The sequence below is a fragment of the Pseudomonas sp. B2M1-30 genome (assembly GCF_025447575.1).
GTDB classification, from domain to species: Bacteria; Pseudomonadota; Gammaproteobacteria; order Pseudomonadales; family Pseudomonadaceae; genus Aquipseudomonas; species Aquipseudomonas botevensis.
The window spans coordinates 24,179-39,833 of record NZ_JAOEJT010000009.1 but is presented as its reverse complement, the minus strand read 5'-3'; the positions used below and the strand labels follow the sequence as shown (position 1 = coordinate 39,833).

The following is a 15,655-nucleotide window of genomic DNA, read 5'->3' as shown; positions in this document are numbered from 1 at the left end:
CGATTCTACCAGTCCCATCGGAAGACGGGGTATATCGCGACGCTTTGACGCGTACAGATGAAACTCTCTTCATGAACGGCAAAAAAACCTTCATTCGATAGTGTGCATCCATCCAGTAGTTGGTCGTATACTCCTACGTTTTCGACGCCCGCCGAGCGAGGCCACTTTGGACAAGATCCTGATACGTGGGGCCCGTACCCACAACCTGAAGAACATCGACCTGACCCTGCCACGGGACAAGCTGATCGTCATCACCGGCCTGTCCGGATCCGGCAAGTCTTCCCTGGCCTTCGACACGCTGTATGCCGAAGGTCAGCGCCGCTATGTCGAATCGCTGTCGGCCTATGCCCGGCAGTTCCTGTCGATGATGGAAAAACCCGACGTCGACACCATTGAAGGCCTGTCGCCAGCAATCTCCATCGAACAGAAGTCGACCTCGCACAACCCGCGCTCCACGGTCGGCACCATCACCGAAATCTACGACTACCTGCGCCTGCTCTATGCGCGCGTCGGCACGCCACGCTGCCCGGATCACGATATCCCGCTGGAAGCGCAGACCGTCAGCCAGATGGTCGACCTGGTGCTCGCACAACCGGAAGGCAGCAAGCTGATGCTGCTGGCTCCGGTAATCCGCGAGCGCAAGGGCGAGCATCTGTCGGTCTTCGAAGAACTGCGCGCCCAGGGCTTCGTCCGGGCCAGGGTCAATGGCCGGCTGTGCGAACTCGATGAACTGCCGAAGCTGGATAAACAGAAGAAGCACTCCATCGAAGTCGTGGTCGACCGCTTCAAGGTACGCGCCGATCTGCAGCAGCGTCTGGCCGAATCCTTCGAAACCGCGCTGAAGCTGGCGGATGGCATCGCCCTGGTCGCGCCGATGGACGACGAACCGGGCGAGGAAATGATCTTTTCCGCGCGCTTCGCCTGCCCGATCTGCGGCCACGCGATCAGCGAACTCGAACCCAAGCTGTTCTCCTTCAACAACCCGGCCGGTGCCTGCCCGACCTGCGACGGCCTGGGCGTGAAGCAGTTCTTCGACATCAAACGCCTGGTCAACGGGGACCTGACCCTGGCCGAAGGCGCGATTCGCGGCTGGGACCGGCGCAACGTCTATTACTTCCAGATGCTCGGCTCCCTGGCCTCGCACTATGGTTTCAGCCTGGAGAAGCCGTTCAACGAACTACCGGCCGATCAGCAGAAGTACATCCTGCACGGCAGTGGCTCGCAGAACGTCGACTTCAAATACCTCAACGACCGGGGTGACATCGTCAAACGCTCGCACCCGTTCGAAGGCATCGTGCCGAACCTCGAGCGGCGCTACCGCGAAACCGAGTCGGCCAGCGTGCGCGAAGAACTGGCGAAGTTCCTCAGCACCCAGTCATGCCCGGACTGCCGGGGCACGCGTCTGCGTCGCGAAGCGCGGCACGTGTGGGTCGGAGAGAAAACCCTGCCGGCGGTGACCAACCTGCCGATCGGCGATGCCTGCGACTACTTCGGCGAGCTGAAGATGACCGGCCGCCGTGGCGAAATCGCCGACAAGATTCTCAAGGAAATCCGCGAACGCCTGCAATTTCTGGTCAACGTCGGTCTCGATTACCTGTCGCTCGATCGCAGCGCGGACACCCTTTCCGGCGGCGAGGCCCAGCGGATTCGTCTGGCCAGTCAGATCGGCGCCGGTCTGGTCGGTGTCCTGTACATCCTCGACGAGCCGTCGATCGGCTTGCACCAACGCGATAACGACCGCCTGCTAGGCACCCTCAAGCACCTGCGGGATATCGGCAACACGGTGATCGTGGTCGAGCACGACGAAGACGCGATTCGTCTGGCCGACTACGTGGTGGACATCGGCCCGGGCGCCGGTGTGCATGGCGGGCAGATCGTGGCCGAGGGTACGCCGGATGAAGTCATGGCTCACCCGGACTCCCTGACCGGAAAATACCTGTCGGGGCGGGTCAAGATCGAAGTGCCGGCCAAGCGTACCCCGCGCAACAAGAAGCAGGTTCTGGCGCTCAAGGGCGCGCGTGGCAACAACCTGCGCAACGTCGACCTGGAAATTCCGATCGGCCTGCTGACGTGCGTCACCGGCGTGTCCGGCTCGGGCAAATCGACGCTGATCAACAACACGCTGTTCCCGCTGAGCGCCACCGCACTCAACGGCGCCACCACCCTCGAAGCCGCCGCCCACGACAACATCAAGGGCCTGGAACATCTGGACAAGGTCGTCGACATCGACCAGAGCCCGATCGGGCGTACGCCACGCTCCAACCCGGCGACCTACACCGGGCTGTTCACGCCGATCCGCGAACTGTTCGCCGGCGTGCCAGAATCCCGCTCACGCGGTTATGGCCCGGGGCGTTTCTCGTTCAACGTCAAGGGCGGGCGCTGCGAGGCCTGCCAGGGTGACGGCCTGATCAAAGTGGAAATGCACTTCCTGCCGGACATCTACGTGCCGTGCGATGTGTGCAAGAGCAAGCGCTACAACCGCGAAACCCTTGAGATCAAATACAAGGGCAAGAGCATCCATGAAACCCTCGAGATGACCATCGAGGAAGCCCGGGAGTTCTTCGATGCGGTGCCGGCGCTGGCGCGCAAGCTGCAAACGCTGATGGATGTCGGTCTGTCGTACATCAAGCTCGGCCAGTCAGCCACGACGCTGTCCGGCGGCGAGGCGCAACGGGTCAAGCTGTCCCGCGAGCTGTCCAAACGCGATACCGGCAAGACCCTGTACATCCTCGATGAGCCGACCACCGGCCTGCACTTCGCGGACATCCAGCAACTGCTCGACGTCCTGCATCGCCTGCGCGACCACGGCAACACCGTGGTGGTGATCGAGCACAACCTCGATGTGATCAAGACCGCCGACTGGCTGGTGGATCTCGGGCCTGAGGGTGGCTCCAAGGGCGGGCAGATCATTGCGACCGGGACACCGGAGGAAGTCGCCGAGATGAAGCAATCTCACACCGGTCATTACCTCAAACCGTTGTTGATCCGCGATCGGGCCTGATCGCCAGGCATGAAAAAGCCCCTGTCACGTTGTCAGTGACAGGGGCTTTTTTGTACCTGATGAAATCAGGAAGTGTGCGACTGCAGGTAGTTCTGGATACCGATCAGTTTGATCAGACCCAGCTGCTTTTCCAGCCAGTAAGTGTGATCTTCTTCGGTGTCGTGCAACTGCAGCTTGAGAATATCGCGGCTGACATAGTCGCCATGCTTCTCGCAAAGCTCGATGCCTTTGCAGAGTGCGGCGCGAACCTTGTACTCAAGGCGCAGATCCGCTTCGAGCATGGTTTCCACCGTGGTGCCGACATCCAGGTCATCCGGACGCATGCGCGGGGTGCCTTCAAGCATCAGAATCCGGCGCATCAACGCATCAGCGTGACCGGCTTCTTCTTCCATTTCGTGGTTGATTCGTTCGTAGAGCTTGGTGAATCCCCAGTCCTCATACATCCGCGAGTGAACGAAATACTGGTCACGCGCGGCAAGCTCGCCGGTCAGCAACGTGTTGAGGTAATCGATAACGTCTGGGTGGCCTTGCATCGCCCTACATCTCCCTGCCTGAAAGTCTGTAGTTTGAACCAACCTGACCATAAGGTCACTCACTTCGCGCAATAAAAGCGAAGATATTCTGAGAAAAGCAGCCTAAATAACGCAAAAACCGCCCTAATGAGGGCGGTTCTGCTTCTCGTTTAGACTTCGTTAAGCCGTACGTTGAGCAGCTTTGCGATTGCTTCTCCATACGCCGGGTCGGCCTTGTGGAAATGCTGCAACTGACGGTCGATCACATCACTCGACACACCAGCCATGGCACCGGCGATGTTGCTGACCAACAGCGCTTTCTGCTCGGCGCTCATCAGGCGGAACAACGCACCTGCGTGGCTGTAGTAGTCGGTGTCCTCACGGTGATCGTAACGATCTGCTGCACCACTCAACGCCAGGGCAGGCTCTGCGTAGTGCGGTGCCTGTTTCGGCGACTCCACATAGCTGTTCGGCTCATAGTTCGGCGTCGCACCACCATTGCTGCCGAACGCCATCGAACCATCGCGCTGGTAAGTGTTCACCGGGCTGCGCGGAGCGTTGACCGGCAGCTGCTGGTGATTGGTGCCTACACGGTAGCGATGGGCATCGGCGTACGCGAACACTCGGCCCTGCAGCATGCGATCCGGCGACAGACCGACACCTGGCACCATGTTGCTCGGACCAAACGCAGCTTGCTCGACCTCGGCGAAGTAGTTCAGCGGATTACGGTTCAACTCCAGTTCGCCGACTTCGATCAGCGGGAACTCCTTCTGCGACCAGGTCTTGGTCACGTCGAACGGGTTCTCGTAGTGAGCCGCAGCCTGGGCTTCGGTCATGATCTGGATGCACACACTCCATTTCGGGAAGTCACCGCGCTCAATGGCTTCAAACAGATCGCGCTGAGCGTAGTCCGGGTCAGTGCCGGCGAGACGCGCCGCATCGGCTGGCGCAAGGTTCTTGATCCCTTGCAGGGTCTTGTAGTGCCACTTGACCCAATGACGCTCGCCCTGAGCGTTGATCAGGCTGTAAGTGTGGCTGCCAAAGCCGTGCATGTGACGGTAACCGTCAGGAATGCCGCGATCGGAGAACAGAATCGTTACCTGGTGCAGCGCCTCGGGCGAATGCGACCAGAAGTCCCACATCGCCTGTGCGCTTTTCAGGTTGCTTTGCGGCAGGCGCTTTTGGGTGTGGATAAAGTCTGGAAACTTCAGCGGGTCACGAATGAAGAACACCGGCGTGTTGTTACCAACGATGTCCCAGTTGCCTTCCTCGGTGTAGAACTTCAGGGCAAAACCACGAGGATCGCGCTCGGTATCAGCCGAACCACGCTCACCGCCCACAGTGGAGAAGCGCAGGAAAGTCGGAGTCTGCTTGCCGACAGCGGAAAACAGCTTGGCACTGGTGTATTGAGTGATGTCACGGCTTACGGTGAACGTACCGTAAGCACCCGAACCCTTGGCGTGGACGCGGCGCTCAGGAATGTTTTCACGGTTGAAGTGGGCAAGTTTCTCGATCAGATGAAAATCATCGAGCAACAGCGGCCCGCGCGGGCCGGCGGAACGAGAATTCTGGTTGTCAGCGACGGGTGCACCGCTGGCGGTCGTAAGCGTCTTGTTTTGGCTCATGCGATCATCTTCCTCTGTCGGTCTTGAACTGCCGGCTAGTCGGCTTGGTTGGGAGTATTGATCATCAATGTGACACCTACAAATTCATTAATTTTCAGGTATCGATAGAAAATTACTAATGATGACTCCCAACACATGGTGACAACAGAATGGCGTCGCACGCTTGTACAAAAAGCGCTTTTCTTACAGGCACAAAAAACCGGGCACTAGGCCCGGCTTTTTGTTTCAGACTGACGTCTTACTCAGCAGATACAGCTTCGCCGCCGGTAGCACGATCAACCAACTCGACGTACGCCATAGGCGCGTTGTCGCCAGCGCGGAAACCGCACTTGAGGATGCGCAGGTAGCCACCCTCACGGGTAGCGTAACGCTTGCCCAGGTCGTTGAAGAGCTTACCAACGATAGCTTTCGAACGAGTACGGTCGAAAGCCAGACGACGGTTAGCAACGCTGTCTGTCTTGGCCAGAGTGATCAGCGGCTCGGCAACGCGGCGCAGTTCTTTGGCTTTTGGCAGAGTAGTTTTGATCAGCTCGTGCTCGAACAGCGACACCGCCATGTTCTGGAACATGGCCTTGCGGTGCGAGCTGGTGCGGCTCAGGTGACGACCACTTTTACGATGACGCATGGTTCATTCCTTACCAAACACTACGTTCGGTGATTACGACGATCAGGCAGTCGCCTTGTCGTCCTTCTTAAGACTTGCAGGCGGCCAGTTGTCGAGGCGCATGCCGAGGGACAGACCGCGGGAGGCCAGAACGTCCTTGATTTCAGTCAAGGATTTCTTGCCCAGGTTCGGAGTCTTCAACAGCTCTACTTCGGTACGCTGAATCAGGTCGCCGATGTAGTAGATGTTTTCCGCCTTAAGGCAGTTAGCCGAACGTACAGTCAGTTCCAGATCGTCAACCGGGCGAAGCAGGATCGGATCGATCTCGTCTTCCTGCTCGACAACCACTGGTTCACTGTCACCCTTGAGGTCGACGAACGCAGCCAACTGCTGTTGCAGGATGGTTGCAGCGCGACGGATAGCCTCTTCAGGATCCAGAGTACCGTTGGTTTCCAGATCAATAACCAGCTTGTCCAGGTTGGTACGCTGTTCGACACGGGCGTTTTCCACCACGTATGCGATACGGCGAACCGGGCTGAACGAAGAGTCGAGCTGCAAGCGACCAATGCTGCGGCTTTCATCTTCATCGCTCTGACGCGAGTCTGCTGGTTCATAACCACGACCACGAGCTACGGTGAGCTTCATGTTCAGGGCGCCGTTAGACGCCAGGTTAGCGATTACGTGATCGGGATTAACGATCTCGACATCATGATCCAGCTGAATATCGGCAGCGGTAACCACCCCCGAACCCTTCTTCGACAAGGTCAGCGTAACTTCGTCACGACCGTGCAGCTTGATGGCCAGACCTTTAAGGTTCAACAGGATTTCAATTACGTCTTCCTGTACACCTTCGATGGCGCTGTACTCGTGGAGCACACCGTCAATCTCGGCCTCGACTACTGCGCAGCCGGGCATTGAGGACAACAGGATGCGGCGCAGCGCGTTGCCCAGGGTGTGGCCAAAACCACGCTCGAGAGGCTCGAGAGTGATCTTGGCGCGGGTTGGACTGACAACCTGCACGTCAATGTGACGGGGTGTCAGGAACTCATTTACCGAAATCTGCATGGATGCACCTATTTTCTAGCCCTTACTTACTTGGAGTAGAGCTCGACAATCAGGCTTTCGTTGATGTCGGCGGACAGATCACTGCGAGCAGGAACGTTCTTGAAAACGCCCGACTTCTTCTCAGCATCTACCTCTACCCATTCTACGCGGCCACGTTGGGCGCACAGCTCGAGAGCTTGGACAATGCGAAGTTGGTTCTTTGCCTTCTCGCGAACAGCAACCACGTCACCAGCACGAACCTGGAAGGACGGTACGTTTACGGTCTGACCGTTAACGCTGATCGACTTGTGCGATACCAGCTGACGGGATTCGGCACGAGTCGAACCGAAGCCCATACGGTATACAACGTTGTCCAGACGGCATTCGAGCAGTTGCAGCAGGTTCTCACCGGTTGCGCCTTTCTTGCTGGCAGCAGCCTTGTAGTAACCGCTGAACTGACGCTCGAGAACGCCGTAGATACGACGGACCTTCTGCTTTTCACGCAGTTGGGTGCCGTAGTCGGACTGGCGACCGCGGCGCTGGCCGTGGATACCAGGTGCAGCTTCAATGTTGCACTTCGATTCGATCGCGCGCACGCCGCTCTTCAGGAAGAGATCGGTGCCTTCGCGACGAGCGAGTTTGCATTTTGGACCAATGTAACGAGCCATTCTTTACGATCTCCTGGATTACACGCGGCGCTTCTTCGGCGGACGGCACCCGTTGTGCGGGATTGGCGTCACGTCGGTGATGCTGGCGATCTTGTAGCCACAGCCGTTCAAAGCGCGGACTGCGGATTCACGACCTGGACCTGGGCCCTTGACGTTTACGTCGAGGTTTTTCAGGCCATATTCCAGCGCAGCTTGACCAGCACGCTCAGCAGCTACTTGAGCAGCGAACGGGGTGGACTTGCGGGAACCGCGGAAACCCGAACCACCGGAGGTAGCCCAGGAAAGAGCGTTACCTTGACGGTCGGTGATGGTCACGATGGTGTTGTTAAAAGAAGCATGGATGTGGGCGATGCCATCAACCACTGTCTTTTTAACTTTTTTACGAGGACGAGCAGCAGGTTTTGCCATGATTAAATTCCTGTCGATTCGCTGGGGCGATTACTTGCGGATCGGCTTACGCGGACCTTTACGGGTACGCGCGTTAGTCTTGGTACGCTGACCGCGTACTGGCAGACCACGACGATGACGCAGACCGCGATAGCAACCGAGGTCCATCAAGCGCTTGATTTTCATGTTGATTTCGCGACGCAGGTCACCTTCAGTGGTGAACTTCGCCACTTCGCCACGCAGCTGTTCAATTTGCTCGTCGCTCAGATCTTTGATCTTTGCAGCTGGGTTTACCCCAGTCACTGCACAGATTTTCTGTGCGGTAGTGCGACCAACACCATAGATGTAGGTCAGCGAGATAACAGTATGCTTGTTATCTGGAATGTTAACGCCTGCAATACGGGCCATTCAGTGGGACTCCAATTGACAGCTACCTACGCCCCGGAAGCCAAGAAATAGGGCGCGAGATAATATCGCTGTAATAACAAATAATCAACCCGGCAGCACACTAGCTGCCGGGCTTGAAGCACAATCACACTCAGCCTTGGCGCTGTTTGTGACGCGGTTCCGCGCTGCAAATTACTCGAACAACACCTTCGCGGCGAATAATCTTGCAGTTACGGCACAGCTTTTTCACCGATGCACGAACTTTCATCACCAACTCCTCGAACCTTATGGGTACTCAGCGCAACATGCCGCTGCCGTAACCCTTCAGGTTGGCTTTCTTCATCAGGGATTCGTACTGGTGCGAAACGAGGTGCGATTGTACTTGGGACATAAAGTCCATCACAACCACGACCACGATCAGCAACGAGGTCCCGCCAAGGTAGAACGGAACGTTTGCTGCAACCACCAGGAACTGGGGCAACAGGCACACGGCCGTCATGTAAAGAGCACCGAACATGGTCAAGCGAGTCAGGACGCCATCAATGTAGCGCGCAGACTGCTCACCTGGACGGATGCCCGGAATAAAGGCACCGGACTTCTTCAGGTTTTCCGCTACGTCTTTCGGATTGAACATCAACGCCGTATAGAAGAAGCAGAAGAAAATAATCCCTGCACTAAACAGCAGAATATTCAACGGCTGACCAGGAGCGATCGACTGCGAGATGTCCTGCAACCAGCCCATACCTTCAGACTGACCGAACCAGGCACCCAACGAAGCCGGGAACAGCAAAATGCTGCTCGCGAAAATAGCCGGAATAACACCGGCCATGTTCACCTTCAGCGGCAAGTGGCTAGTCTGCGCAGCAAAAACCTTGCGGCCTTGCTGACGCTTGGCGTAGTGAACAGCGATACGACGCTGACCACGCTCAATGAACACCACGAAACCGATAATCGCTACTGCCAGCAAACCGATGGCAACCAGGGCGAAGATGTTGATATCACCCTGACGCGCAGACTCGAAAGACTGCCCGATTGCTCTCGGAAGACCGGCGACGATACCCGAAAAAATCAACATCGAGATACCGTTGCCTACACCACGCTCAGTAATCTGCTCACCCAGCCACATCATGAACATCGCGCCAGCCACAAACGTGGATACCGCGACGAAATGGAAGCCAAAGTCACCAGTGAACGCAACGCCCTGCCCCGCCAGACCAATGGACATGCCAATGGCCTGAACGAGAGCGAGGACGACGGTGCCGTAGCGGGTGTACTGGCTGATCTTGCGACGGCCAGCTTCACCTTCCTTCTTCAACTGCTCCAGCTGTGGGCTGACGGCGGTCATCAGCTGCATGATGATCGATGCCGAAATGTACGGCATGATCCCCAGTGCAAAGATGCTCATCCGCTCCAGCGCACCGCCGGAAAACATGTTGAACAAGCTAAGAATGGTCCCCTCATTCTGTCGAAACAGGTCCGCGAGTCGGTCAGGGTTGATACCTGGAACCGGGATGTGTGCGCCTATTCGGTAGACGATAATCGCCAGGAACAGAAAACGCAGACGAGCCCAGAGTTCAGACATACCGCCTTTGCCGAGCGCAGAGAGAGCACCTTGCTTAGCCATTTATTCCTCGAACTTGCCGCCAGCTGCTTCGATAGCCGCACGCGCACCTTTGGTGGCGCCGATTCCCTTGCCGATAGTGACAGCGCGAGCCACTTCACCGGACAGCATGATTTTCACACGCTGTACGTTGACGTTGATCACGTTGGCATCTTTCAGGGACTGCACGGTGACGATGTCGCCTTCCACTTTGGCCAGCTCGGACAGACGCACTTCTGCGCGGTCCATGGCTTTCAGGGAAACGAAACCGAATTTCGGCAGGCGACGATGCAGCGGCTGTTGACCGCCTTCAAAGCCTGGAGCAATGGTGCCACCGGAGCGGGAGGTCTGACCTTTGTGACCACGGCCACCAGTCTTACCCAAACCACTACCGATACCACGGCCCGGACGATGCTTTTCGCGACGGGAACCCGGCGCTGGACTCAGATCATTGAGTTTCATCGATTAACCCTCGACACGCAGCATGTAGTAAGCCTTGTTGATCATCCCGCGATTCTCGGGAGTATCCTGGACTTCTACAGTGTGACCGATGCGACGCAGACCCAGACCCTTAACGCACAGTTTGTGGTTAGGGATGCGGCCGGTCATGCTTTTGATCAGCGTAACTTTAACGGTAGCCATGATTACTTGATCTCCTCAACGCGCAAGCCACGCTTGGCAGCAATGGATTCAGGAGATTGCATGGCTTTCAGACCCTTGAAAGTGGCGTGAACCACGTTTACAGGGTTGGTCGAACCGTAGCACTTGGCCAAGACGTTCTGAACGCCAGCAACTTCGAGAACAGCACGCATAGCGCCGCCAGCGATGATACCGGTACCTTCAGAAGCAGGCTGCATGTACACCTTCGAAGCGCCATGGGCGGACTTCATTGCGTACTGCAGAGTGGTGCCGTTCAGATCAACCTGGATCATGTTGCGGCGAGCAGCTTCCATTGCCTTCTGGATCGCAGCAGGCACTTCACGCGACTTGCCACGGCCGAAGCCAACACGACCTTTACCATCACCAACCACGGTCAACGCGGTGAAAGTGAAGATACGGCCGCCTTTAACGGTTTTTGCTACGCGGTTAACTTGAACCAGCTTCTCGATGTAGCCTTCGTCGCGCTTTTGGTCGTTATTTGACATAACTTAGAACTCCAGTCCGCCTTCACGAGCAGCATCAGCCAGCGCTTTCACGCGGCCGTGGTACTTGAAGCCGGAACGGTCAAAGGCAACTTGAGATACACCGGCGGCTTTCGCACGCTCAGCTACCAGCTTGCCAACCTTAGTGGCCGCGTCGATGTTGCCAGTGGCACCATCACGCAGTTCTTTATCCAAAGTCGAGGCGCTTGCCAGGACTTTGTTGCCGTCGGCCGAAATGACCTGGGCGTAGATGTGCTGCGAAGAGCGGAACACGCAGAGACGCACGACTTCGAGTTCGTGCATTTTCAGGCGTGCTTTGCGAGCGCGACGCAGTCGAGTAACTTTTTTGTCGGTCATTTGCTATGCCCTACTTCTTCTTGGCTTCTTTACGACGGACGACTTCGTCCGCGTAGCGCACACCTTTGCCTTTGTACGGCTCTGGTGGACGGAAGTCGCGGATCTCGGCGGCCACTTGACCTACCAGCTGCTTGTCGATGCCCTTGATCAGGATATCGGTCTGGCTAGGAGTTTCAGCGGTGATGCCTGCCGGCAGTTCGTAATCCACTGGGTGCGAGAAGCCAAGAGCCAGGTTCAGCACCTGACCTTTTGCTTGCGCTTTGTAACCAACACCGATCAGCTGGAGCTTGCGCTCGAAGCCTTGGCTTACGCCCTGGACCATGTTGTTTACCAACGCACGAGTGGTACCAGCCATCGCACGAGTCTGTTGATCGCCATTGCGAGCAGCAAAACGCAGCTCACCGGCTTCTTCAACGATCTCAACGGACGAATGGACGTTCAGTTCAAGAGTACCCTTGGCACCCTTCACCGAAAGCTGTTGGCCTGCGAATTTGACTTCGACACCGGCTGGCAGCTTAACGGGGTTCTTAGCGACGCGAGACATGCTTATCCCCCCTTAGAACACAGTGCAAAGAACTTCGCCGCCGACACCGGCAGCGCGCGCAGCACGATCAGTCATCACACCTTTGTTGGTGGAGACGATAGACACGCCGAGACCGCCACGTACTTTTGGCAGATCTTCAACGGACTTGTACTGACGCAGGCCTGGACGGCTAACGCGCTTCACTTCCTCGATGACCGGACGGCCTTCGAAGTACTTCAGCTCGATGGACAGCAGTGGCTTGGATTCGCTGCTGATCTGAAAACCCGCGATGTAACCTTCGTCCTTCAGGACTTTTGCTACAGCCACCTTCAACGTGGAAGAAGGCATGCTTACGACGGACTTTTCAGCCATCTGGGCATTACGGATTCGAGTTAGCATGTCCGCTAACGGGTCCTGCATACTCATGGGCTAGACGCTCCTAAAACAGAAAAATTAGCCTTGCGGCTACTACTTGTCGCCGAGAAATTCCGGGTACAAAAAACACGGGCTCAGGCGAGCCGGTCATTCTAGACATACCCCAGAAATGAATCAAGCCCCAAAAGGGGCTTGATTCAAGCTCAAGGCACCGACGGTCAGATTCTTGCGAGCCAGACCGTCGAGACTTTGACAGCGATTACCAGCTGGCTTTAACCAGACCTGGAACGTCACCACGCATTGCCGCTTCACGCAGTTTGTTACGGCCCAGGCCGAACTTGCGGTAAACGCCGTGCGGACGACCGGTCAGACGGCAACGGTTACGCATGCGCGAAGCGCTTGCGTCACGTGGTTGCTTCTGCAGAGCTACGGTAGCTTCCCAACGTGCTTCTGGACTTGCGTTCAGATCGACGATGATAGCTTTCAGCGCTGCACGCTTGACGGCGTACTTGGCAACAGTGAGCTGACGCTTCAGCTCACGGTTTTTCATGCTCTTCTTGGCCATTTTCCTACTCCAATCAGTTGCGGAACGGGAATTTGAAAGCACGCAGCAGAGCGCGGCCTTCGTCATCGTTCTTGGCAGTGGTGGTCAGGGTAATGTCCAGACCGCGGAGAGCATCGATCTTGTCGTAGTCGATTTCCGGGAAGATGATCTGCTCTTTCACGCCCATGCTGTAGTTGCCACGACCATCGAAGGACTTGGCATTCAGGCCGCGGAAGTCGCGAACCCGAGGCAGGGAGATCGACAGCAGACGATCCAGGAACTCGTACATACGCTCACGGCGCAGGGTCACTTTGACGCCGATCGGCCAGCCTTCGCGGACTTTAAAGCCTGCGATGGATTTGCGAGCGTAGGTCACAACGACTTTCTGGCCGGTGATCTTTTCCAGGTCAGCAACAGCATGCTCGATGACTTTTTTGTCGCCGATCGCTTCGCCCAGACCCATGTTCAGAGTGATTTTGGTAACGCGCGGAACTTCCATCACGTTCGAAAGCTTAAGTTCTTCCTTAAGTTTCGGTGCGATTTCCTTCCGGTAAATCTCTTTTAGTCGTGCCATGGTCTTCTACCTAGCAGTGTTCAAGCATCAACCGCTTTTTGGGTCGACTTGAAGACACGAATTTTTTTACCGTCTTCTACTTTGAAACCAACGCGGTCAGCCTTGTTGGTTTCGCCGTTGAAGATGGCGACGTTGGAAGCGTGCAGTGGCGCTTCTTTCTCGACGATACCGCCCTGTACGCCCGACATCGGGTTAGGCTTGGTATGACGCTTGACCAGGTTCAGACCACCAACAACCAGACGGTTGTCAGCCAGAACCTTCAGCACCTTACCGCGCTTACCTTTGTCTTTGCCGGCGATCACGATGATCTCGTCGTCACGACGAATCTTTTGCATGTCGGATCTCCTTACAGCACTTCTGGGGCGAGCGAGACGATCTTCATGAACTTCTCAGTACGAAGTTCACGGGTCACTGGCCCAAAGATACGGGTGCCGATCGGCTCTTGCTTGTTGTTCAGCAGAACAGCAGCGTTGCCATCAAAGCGGATAATGGAGCCATCAGCACGACGTACGCCGTGACGAGTGCGGACTACAACAGCAGTCATCACTTGGCCTTTTTTCACTTTACCGCGAGGAATTGCTTCCTTAACGGTAACTTTGATGATGTCACCGATACCAGCGTAACGACGATGGGAGCCACCCAGCACCTTGATGCACATAACGCGGCGAGCGCCGCTGTTATCGGCCACATCGAGCATGGATTGAGTCTGAATCATATAATTTCTCCGACCCTTAGCCCTTAGACTTCCACAGCGCGTTCGACAACTTCAACCAGTGCCCAAGACTTGGTCTTGGCCATCGGACGAGTTTCACGAATAGTGACTTTGTCGCCGATGTGGCACTGATTGGTTTCGTCGTGCGCGTGCAGCTTAGTCGAACGCTTAACGTATTTACCGTAGATCGGGTGCTTAACGCGACGCTCGATCAAAACGGTGATGGTTTTGTCCATCTTGTCGCTGACAACACGGCCAGTCAGCGTACGGACAGTTTTTTCGGCTTCAGCCATGATCACTTACCTGCCTGCTGGTTGAGCACAGTTTTCACGCGAGCGATGTCACGCTTAACTTGCGAGAGCAGATGAGACTGCCCCAACTGGCCAGTTGCTTTCTGCATGCGCAGATTGAACTGGTCGCGCAGCAGGCCGAGCAGTTGCTCGTTCAGCTGCTGTGCGGATTTTTCACGAAGTTCATTCGCTTTCATCACATCACCGTCCGTTTAACAAAGGAGGTGGCGAGCGGCAGCTTTGCAGCAGCCAGGGCGAAAGCCTCACGCGCCAGCTCTTCAGAAACACCCTCGATTTCATACAGGACTTTGCCTGGCTGAATCTGGGCAACCCAGTATTCGACGTTACCCTTACCTTTACCCATCCGAACTTCGAGAGGCTTTTTGGAAATAGGCTTGTCCGGGAATACACGGATCCAGATCTTGCCGCCACGTTTTACGTGACGGGTCAGAGCACGACGTGCCGACTCGATCTGACGAGCGGTGAGACGACCACGAGCAACAGACTTCAGCGCGAACTCGCCGAAGCTGACTTTGCTACCGCGCAGTGCCAGACCACGGTTGTGGCCGGTCATCTGCTTGCGGAACTTCGTACGCTTTGGTTGCAACATTTTGCGTACCCCTTACTTAGCAGCTTTTTTACGAGGCGCTGGTGCTTGTGGCTTCAGCTCTTCTTGGCGACCACCGATTACTTCGCCTTTGAAGATCCAAACCTTTACACCGATCACACCGTAAGTGGTGTGAGCTTCGTAGGTGGCATAGTCGATATCGGCACGCAGGGTGTGCAGTGGCACACGACCTTCGCGATACCATTCAGTACGTGCGATTTCAGCACCGCCGAGACGACCGCTCACTTGGATCTTGATGCCCTTGGCACCAATGCGCATGGCGTTCTGTACGGCGCGCTTCATGGCGCGACGGAACATCACACGACGCTCCAGCTGCTGAGCTACGCTCTGGGCAACCAGCATACCGTCGAGTTCCGGCTTGCGGATCTCTTCGATATTGATGTGCACAGGCACACCCATTTGCTTGGTCAGGTCCTGACGCAGTTTCTCAACATCCTCACCTTTCTTCCCGATAACGATACCTGGACGAGCGGTGTGGATGGTGATGCGTGCAGTTTGAGCCGGACGATGGATATCGATACGGCTTACGGACGCGCTTTTTAGTTTGTCTTGGAGGTACTCACGCACATTCAGATCTGCGAGCAAATAGTCCGCATAAGTCCGACCGTCTGCGTACCAGACGGAGGTGTGCTCCTTGACGATTCCCAGGCGAATGCCAATGGGATGTACTTTCTGACCCATC

The 15,655-nt window shown here is 56.3% G+C and carries 24 protein-coding genes; 1 reads left to right on the top strand and 23 read right to left on the bottom strand.

Annotated elements, in window-relative coordinates; all coding sequences use genetic code 11:
• Positions 1-166 precede the first annotated feature (166 nt).
• On the top strand, positions 167-3,001 hold the full coding sequence (uvrA, locus tag N8H74_RS18025; protein WP_262149198.1) for an excinuclease ABC subunit UvrA: 2,835 nt from the start codon (positions 167-169) through the stop codon (positions 2,999-3,001).
• 65 nt (positions 3,002-3,066) lie between these two features.
• On the opposite strand, the gene bfr is transcribed toward uvrA, so the two are convergent.
• The 23 genes from bfr to rpsC form a co-directional block, all read right to left on the bottom strand.
• Positions 3,067-3,534 (bottom strand): bacterioferritin, encoded by a 468-nt coding sequence (gene bfr, locus N8H74_RS18020; RefSeq protein ID WP_065259514.1) that lies wholly within the window; start codon positions 3,532-3,534, stop codon positions 3,067-3,069.
• Positions 3,535-3,683: 149 nt separating this feature from the next.
• Positions 3,684-5,138 carry a catalase gene (locus tag N8H74_RS18015; protein ID WP_262149194.1) on the bottom strand — a complete coding sequence of 485 codons (1,455 nt, stop codon included), beginning with the start codon at positions 5,136-5,138 and terminating at the stop codon, positions 3,684-3,686.
• 238 nt (positions 5,139-5,376) lie between these two features.
• Positions 5,377-5,763, bottom strand: coding sequence for a 50S ribosomal protein L17 (gene rplQ, locus N8H74_RS18010; RefSeq protein WP_110965127.1), 387 nt, complete (start codon positions 5,761-5,763; stop codon positions 5,377-5,379).
• A gap of 42 nt (positions 5,764-5,805) precedes the next feature.
• Positions 5,806-6,807, bottom strand: coding sequence for a DNA-directed RNA polymerase subunit alpha (gene rpoA / locus N8H74_RS18005; protein WP_003186012.1), 1,002 nt, complete (start codon positions 6,805-6,807; stop codon positions 5,806-5,808).
• A gap of 26 nt (positions 6,808-6,833) precedes the next feature.
• Positions 6,834-7,454, bottom strand: coding sequence for a 30S ribosomal protein S4 (gene rpsD / locus N8H74_RS18000; RefSeq protein ID WP_217830272.1), 621 nt, complete (start codon positions 7,452-7,454; stop codon positions 6,834-6,836).
• Positions 7,455-7,472: 18 nt separating this feature from the next.
• A complete protein-coding gene (gene rpsK, locus N8H74_RS17995) occupies positions 7,473-7,862 on the bottom strand; it encodes a 30S ribosomal protein S11 (protein WP_002555466.1) in 390 nt (129 codons plus the stop codon).
• Positions 7,863-7,892: 30 nt separating this feature from the next.
• On the bottom strand, positions 7,893-8,249 hold the full coding sequence (rpsM, locus tag N8H74_RS17990; protein ID WP_003186020.1) for a 30S ribosomal protein S13: 357 nt from the start codon (positions 8,247-8,249) through the stop codon (positions 7,893-7,895).
• Positions 8,250-8,379: 130 nt separating this feature from the next.
• Positions 8,380-8,496 carry a 50S ribosomal protein L36 gene (rpmJ, locus tag N8H74_RS17985; RefSeq protein WP_002555468.1) on the bottom strand — a complete coding sequence of 39 codons (117 nt, stop codon included), beginning with the start codon at positions 8,494-8,496 and terminating at the stop codon, positions 8,380-8,382.
• A gap of 27 nt (positions 8,497-8,523) precedes the next feature.
• Positions 8,524-9,852, bottom strand: a complete 1,329-nt coding sequence (secY, locus tag N8H74_RS17980) for a preprotein translocase subunit SecY (RefSeq protein ID WP_003228718.1) — start codon at positions 9,850-9,852, stop codon at positions 8,524-8,526.
• Positions 9,853-10,290 carry a 50S ribosomal protein L15 gene (gene rplO / locus N8H74_RS17975; protein WP_011336169.1) on the bottom strand — a complete coding sequence of 146 codons (438 nt, stop codon included), beginning with the start codon at positions 10,288-10,290 and terminating at the stop codon, positions 9,853-9,855.
• A gap of 3 nt (positions 10,291-10,293) precedes the next feature.
• A complete protein-coding gene (gene rpmD / locus N8H74_RS17970; protein WP_003176408.1) occupies positions 10,294-10,470 on the bottom strand; it encodes a 50S ribosomal protein L30 in 177 nt (58 codons plus the stop codon).
• Between the two features lie 2 nt (positions 10,471-10,472).
• Complete coding sequence (gene rpsE, locus N8H74_RS17965) at positions 10,473-10,973, bottom strand: 30S ribosomal protein S5 (protein ID WP_007955637.1); 501 nt, start codon at positions 10,971-10,973, stop codon at positions 10,473-10,475.
• Positions 10,974-10,976: 3 nt separating this feature from the next.
• The gene (gene rplR / locus N8H74_RS17960; protein WP_217830274.1) at positions 10,977-11,327 is read right to left on the bottom strand and encodes a 50S ribosomal protein L18; all 351 of its coding nucleotides are present in this window, start codon (positions 11,325-11,327) and stop codon (positions 10,977-10,979) included.
• A 10-nt stretch (positions 11,328-11,337) separates the two neighbouring features.
• Positions 11,338-11,871 carry a 50S ribosomal protein L6 gene (gene rplF, locus N8H74_RS17955; RefSeq protein ID WP_217830275.1) on the bottom strand — a complete coding sequence of 178 codons (534 nt, stop codon included), beginning with the start codon at positions 11,869-11,871 and terminating at the stop codon, positions 11,338-11,340.
• A gap of 12 nt (positions 11,872-11,883) precedes the next feature.
• Positions 11,884-12,276, bottom strand: a complete 393-nt coding sequence (gene rpsH, locus N8H74_RS17950) for a 30S ribosomal protein S8 (RefSeq protein WP_217830277.1) — start codon at positions 12,274-12,276, stop codon at positions 11,884-11,886.
• Between the two features lie 208 nt (positions 12,277-12,484).
• Positions 12,485-12,790 carry a 30S ribosomal protein S14 gene (rpsN, locus tag N8H74_RS17945; protein ID WP_007955639.1) on the bottom strand — a complete coding sequence of 102 codons (306 nt, stop codon included), beginning with the start codon at positions 12,788-12,790 and terminating at the stop codon, positions 12,485-12,487.
• A 13-nt stretch (positions 12,791-12,803) separates the two neighbouring features.
• Positions 12,804-13,343: a 50S ribosomal protein L5 gene (gene rplE / locus N8H74_RS17940; protein WP_003210069.1), complete on the bottom strand. Its 540-nt coding sequence runs from the start codon at positions 13,341-13,343 to the stop codon at positions 12,804-12,806.
• A gap of 20 nt (positions 13,344-13,363) precedes the next feature.
• On the bottom strand, positions 13,364-13,678 hold the full coding sequence (gene rplX, locus N8H74_RS17935; RefSeq protein ID WP_003186046.1) for a 50S ribosomal protein L24: 315 nt from the start codon (positions 13,676-13,678) through the stop codon (positions 13,364-13,366).
• 11 nt (positions 13,679-13,689) lie between these two features.
• Positions 13,690-14,058 (bottom strand): 50S ribosomal protein L14, encoded by a 369-nt coding sequence (gene rplN / locus N8H74_RS17930; RefSeq protein ID WP_002555479.1) that lies wholly within the window; start codon positions 14,056-14,058, stop codon positions 13,690-13,692.
• A gap of 23 nt (positions 14,059-14,081) precedes the next feature.
• Positions 14,082-14,348, bottom strand: a complete 267-nt coding sequence (gene rpsQ / locus N8H74_RS17925) for a 30S ribosomal protein S17 (RefSeq protein ID WP_217830279.1) — start codon at positions 14,346-14,348, stop codon at positions 14,082-14,084.
• Between the two features lie 2 nt (positions 14,349-14,350).
• Entirely contained in the window at positions 14,351-14,542 is a 192-nt protein-coding gene (rpmC, locus tag N8H74_RS17920) for a 50S ribosomal protein L29 (RefSeq protein ID WP_002555481.1), read from the bottom strand.
• Positions 14,542-14,955 carry a 50S ribosomal protein L16 gene (gene rplP, locus N8H74_RS17915; RefSeq protein WP_003228729.1) on the bottom strand — a complete coding sequence of 138 codons (414 nt, stop codon included), beginning with the start codon at positions 14,953-14,955 and terminating at the stop codon, positions 14,542-14,544. Before rplP ends, rpmC begins: the two co-directional genes overlap by 1 nt.
• A 12-nt stretch (positions 14,956-14,967) precedes the next feature.
• Complete coding sequence (gene rpsC / locus N8H74_RS17910; protein ID WP_007924192.1) at positions 14,968-15,654, bottom strand: 30S ribosomal protein S3; 687 nt, start codon at positions 15,652-15,654, stop codon at positions 14,968-14,970.
• Between the last annotated feature and the right edge of the window lies 1 nt (position 15,655).

Excerpts from the sequence above, each read along its gene's own strand:
- rplE (WP_003210069.1), bottom strand. The coding sequence starts at position 13,343 with ATGGCACGACTAAAAGAGATTTACCGGAAGGAAATCGCACCGAAACTT.
- rpoA (WP_003186012.1), bottom strand. The coding sequence starts at position 6,807 with ATGCAGATTTCGGTAAATGAGTTCCTGACACCCCGTCACATTGACGTG.
- rpsK (WP_002555466.1), bottom strand. The coding sequence starts at position 7,862 with ATGGCAAAACCTGCTGCTCGTCCTCGTAAAAAAGTTAAAAAGACAGTG.
- rplX (WP_003186046.1), bottom strand. The coding sequence starts at position 13,678 with ATGCAAAAGATTCGTCGTGACGACGAGATCATCGTGATCGCCGGCAAA.
- rplF (WP_217830275.1), bottom strand. The coding sequence starts at position 11,871 with ATGTCTCGCGTCGCTAAGAACCCCGTTAAGCTGCCAGCCGGTGTCGAA.
- rpmJ (WP_002555468.1), bottom strand. The coding sequence starts at position 8,496 with ATGAAAGTTCGTGCATCGGTGAAAAAGCTGTGCCGTAACTGCAAGATT.
- rplQ (WP_110965127.1), bottom strand. The coding sequence starts at position 5,763 with ATGCGTCATCGTAAAAGTGGTCGTCACCTGAGCCGCACCAGCTCGCAC.
- rpmC (WP_002555481.1), bottom strand. The coding sequence starts at position 14,542 with ATGAAAGCGAATGAACTTCGTGAAAAATCCGCACAGCAGCTGAACGAG.
- secY (WP_003228718.1), bottom strand. The coding sequence starts at position 9,852 with ATGGCTAAGCAAGGTGCTCTCTCTGCGCTCGGCAAAGGCGGTATGTCT.
- rplR (WP_217830274.1), bottom strand. The coding sequence starts at position 11,327 with ATGACCGACAAAAAAGTTACTCGACTGCGTCGCGCTCGCAAAGCACGC.
- rpsQ (WP_217830279.1), bottom strand. The coding sequence starts at position 14,348 with ATGGCTGAAGCCGAAAAAACTGTCCGTACGCTGACTGGCCGTGTTGTC.
- rplP (WP_003228729.1), bottom strand. The coding sequence starts at position 14,955 with ATGTTGCAACCAAAGCGTACGAAGTTCCGCAAGCAGATGACCGGCCAC.
- bfr (WP_065259514.1), bottom strand. The coding sequence starts at position 3,534 with ATGCAAGGCCACCCAGACGTTATCGATTACCTCAACACGTTGCTGACC.
- rpsC (WP_007924192.1), bottom strand. The coding sequence starts at position 15,654 with ATGGGTCAGAAAGTACATCCCATTGGCATTCGCCTGGGAATCGTCAAG.
- rpsN (WP_007955639.1), bottom strand. The coding sequence starts at position 12,790 with ATGGCCAAGAAGAGCATGAAAAACCGTGAGCTGAAGCGTCAGCTCACT.
- N8H74_RS18015 (WP_262149194.1), bottom strand. The coding sequence starts at position 5,138 with ATGAGCCAAAACAAGACGCTTACGACCGCCAGCGGTGCACCCGTCGCT.
- rpmD (WP_003176408.1), bottom strand. The coding sequence starts at position 10,470 with ATGGCTACCGTTAAAGTTACGCTGATCAAAAGCATGACCGGCCGCATC.
- rpsM (WP_003186020.1), bottom strand. The coding sequence starts at position 8,249 with ATGGCCCGTATTGCAGGCGTTAACATTCCAGATAACAAGCATACTGTT.
- rplO (WP_011336169.1), bottom strand. The coding sequence starts at position 10,290 with ATGAAACTCAATGATCTGAGTCCAGCGCCGGGTTCCCGTCGCGAAAAG.
- rpsE (WP_007955637.1), bottom strand. The coding sequence starts at position 10,973 with ATGTCAAATAACGACCAAAAGCGCGACGAAGGCTACATCGAGAAGCTG.
- rpsH (WP_217830277.1), bottom strand. The coding sequence starts at position 12,276 with ATGAGTATGCAGGACCCGTTAGCGGACATGCTAACTCGAATCCGTAAT.
- rpsD (WP_217830272.1), bottom strand. The coding sequence starts at position 7,454 with ATGGCTCGTTACATTGGTCCAAAATGCAAACTCGCTCGTCGCGAAGGC.
- rplN (WP_002555479.1), bottom strand. The coding sequence starts at position 14,058 with ATGATTCAGACTCAATCCATGCTCGATGTGGCCGATAACAGCGGCGCT.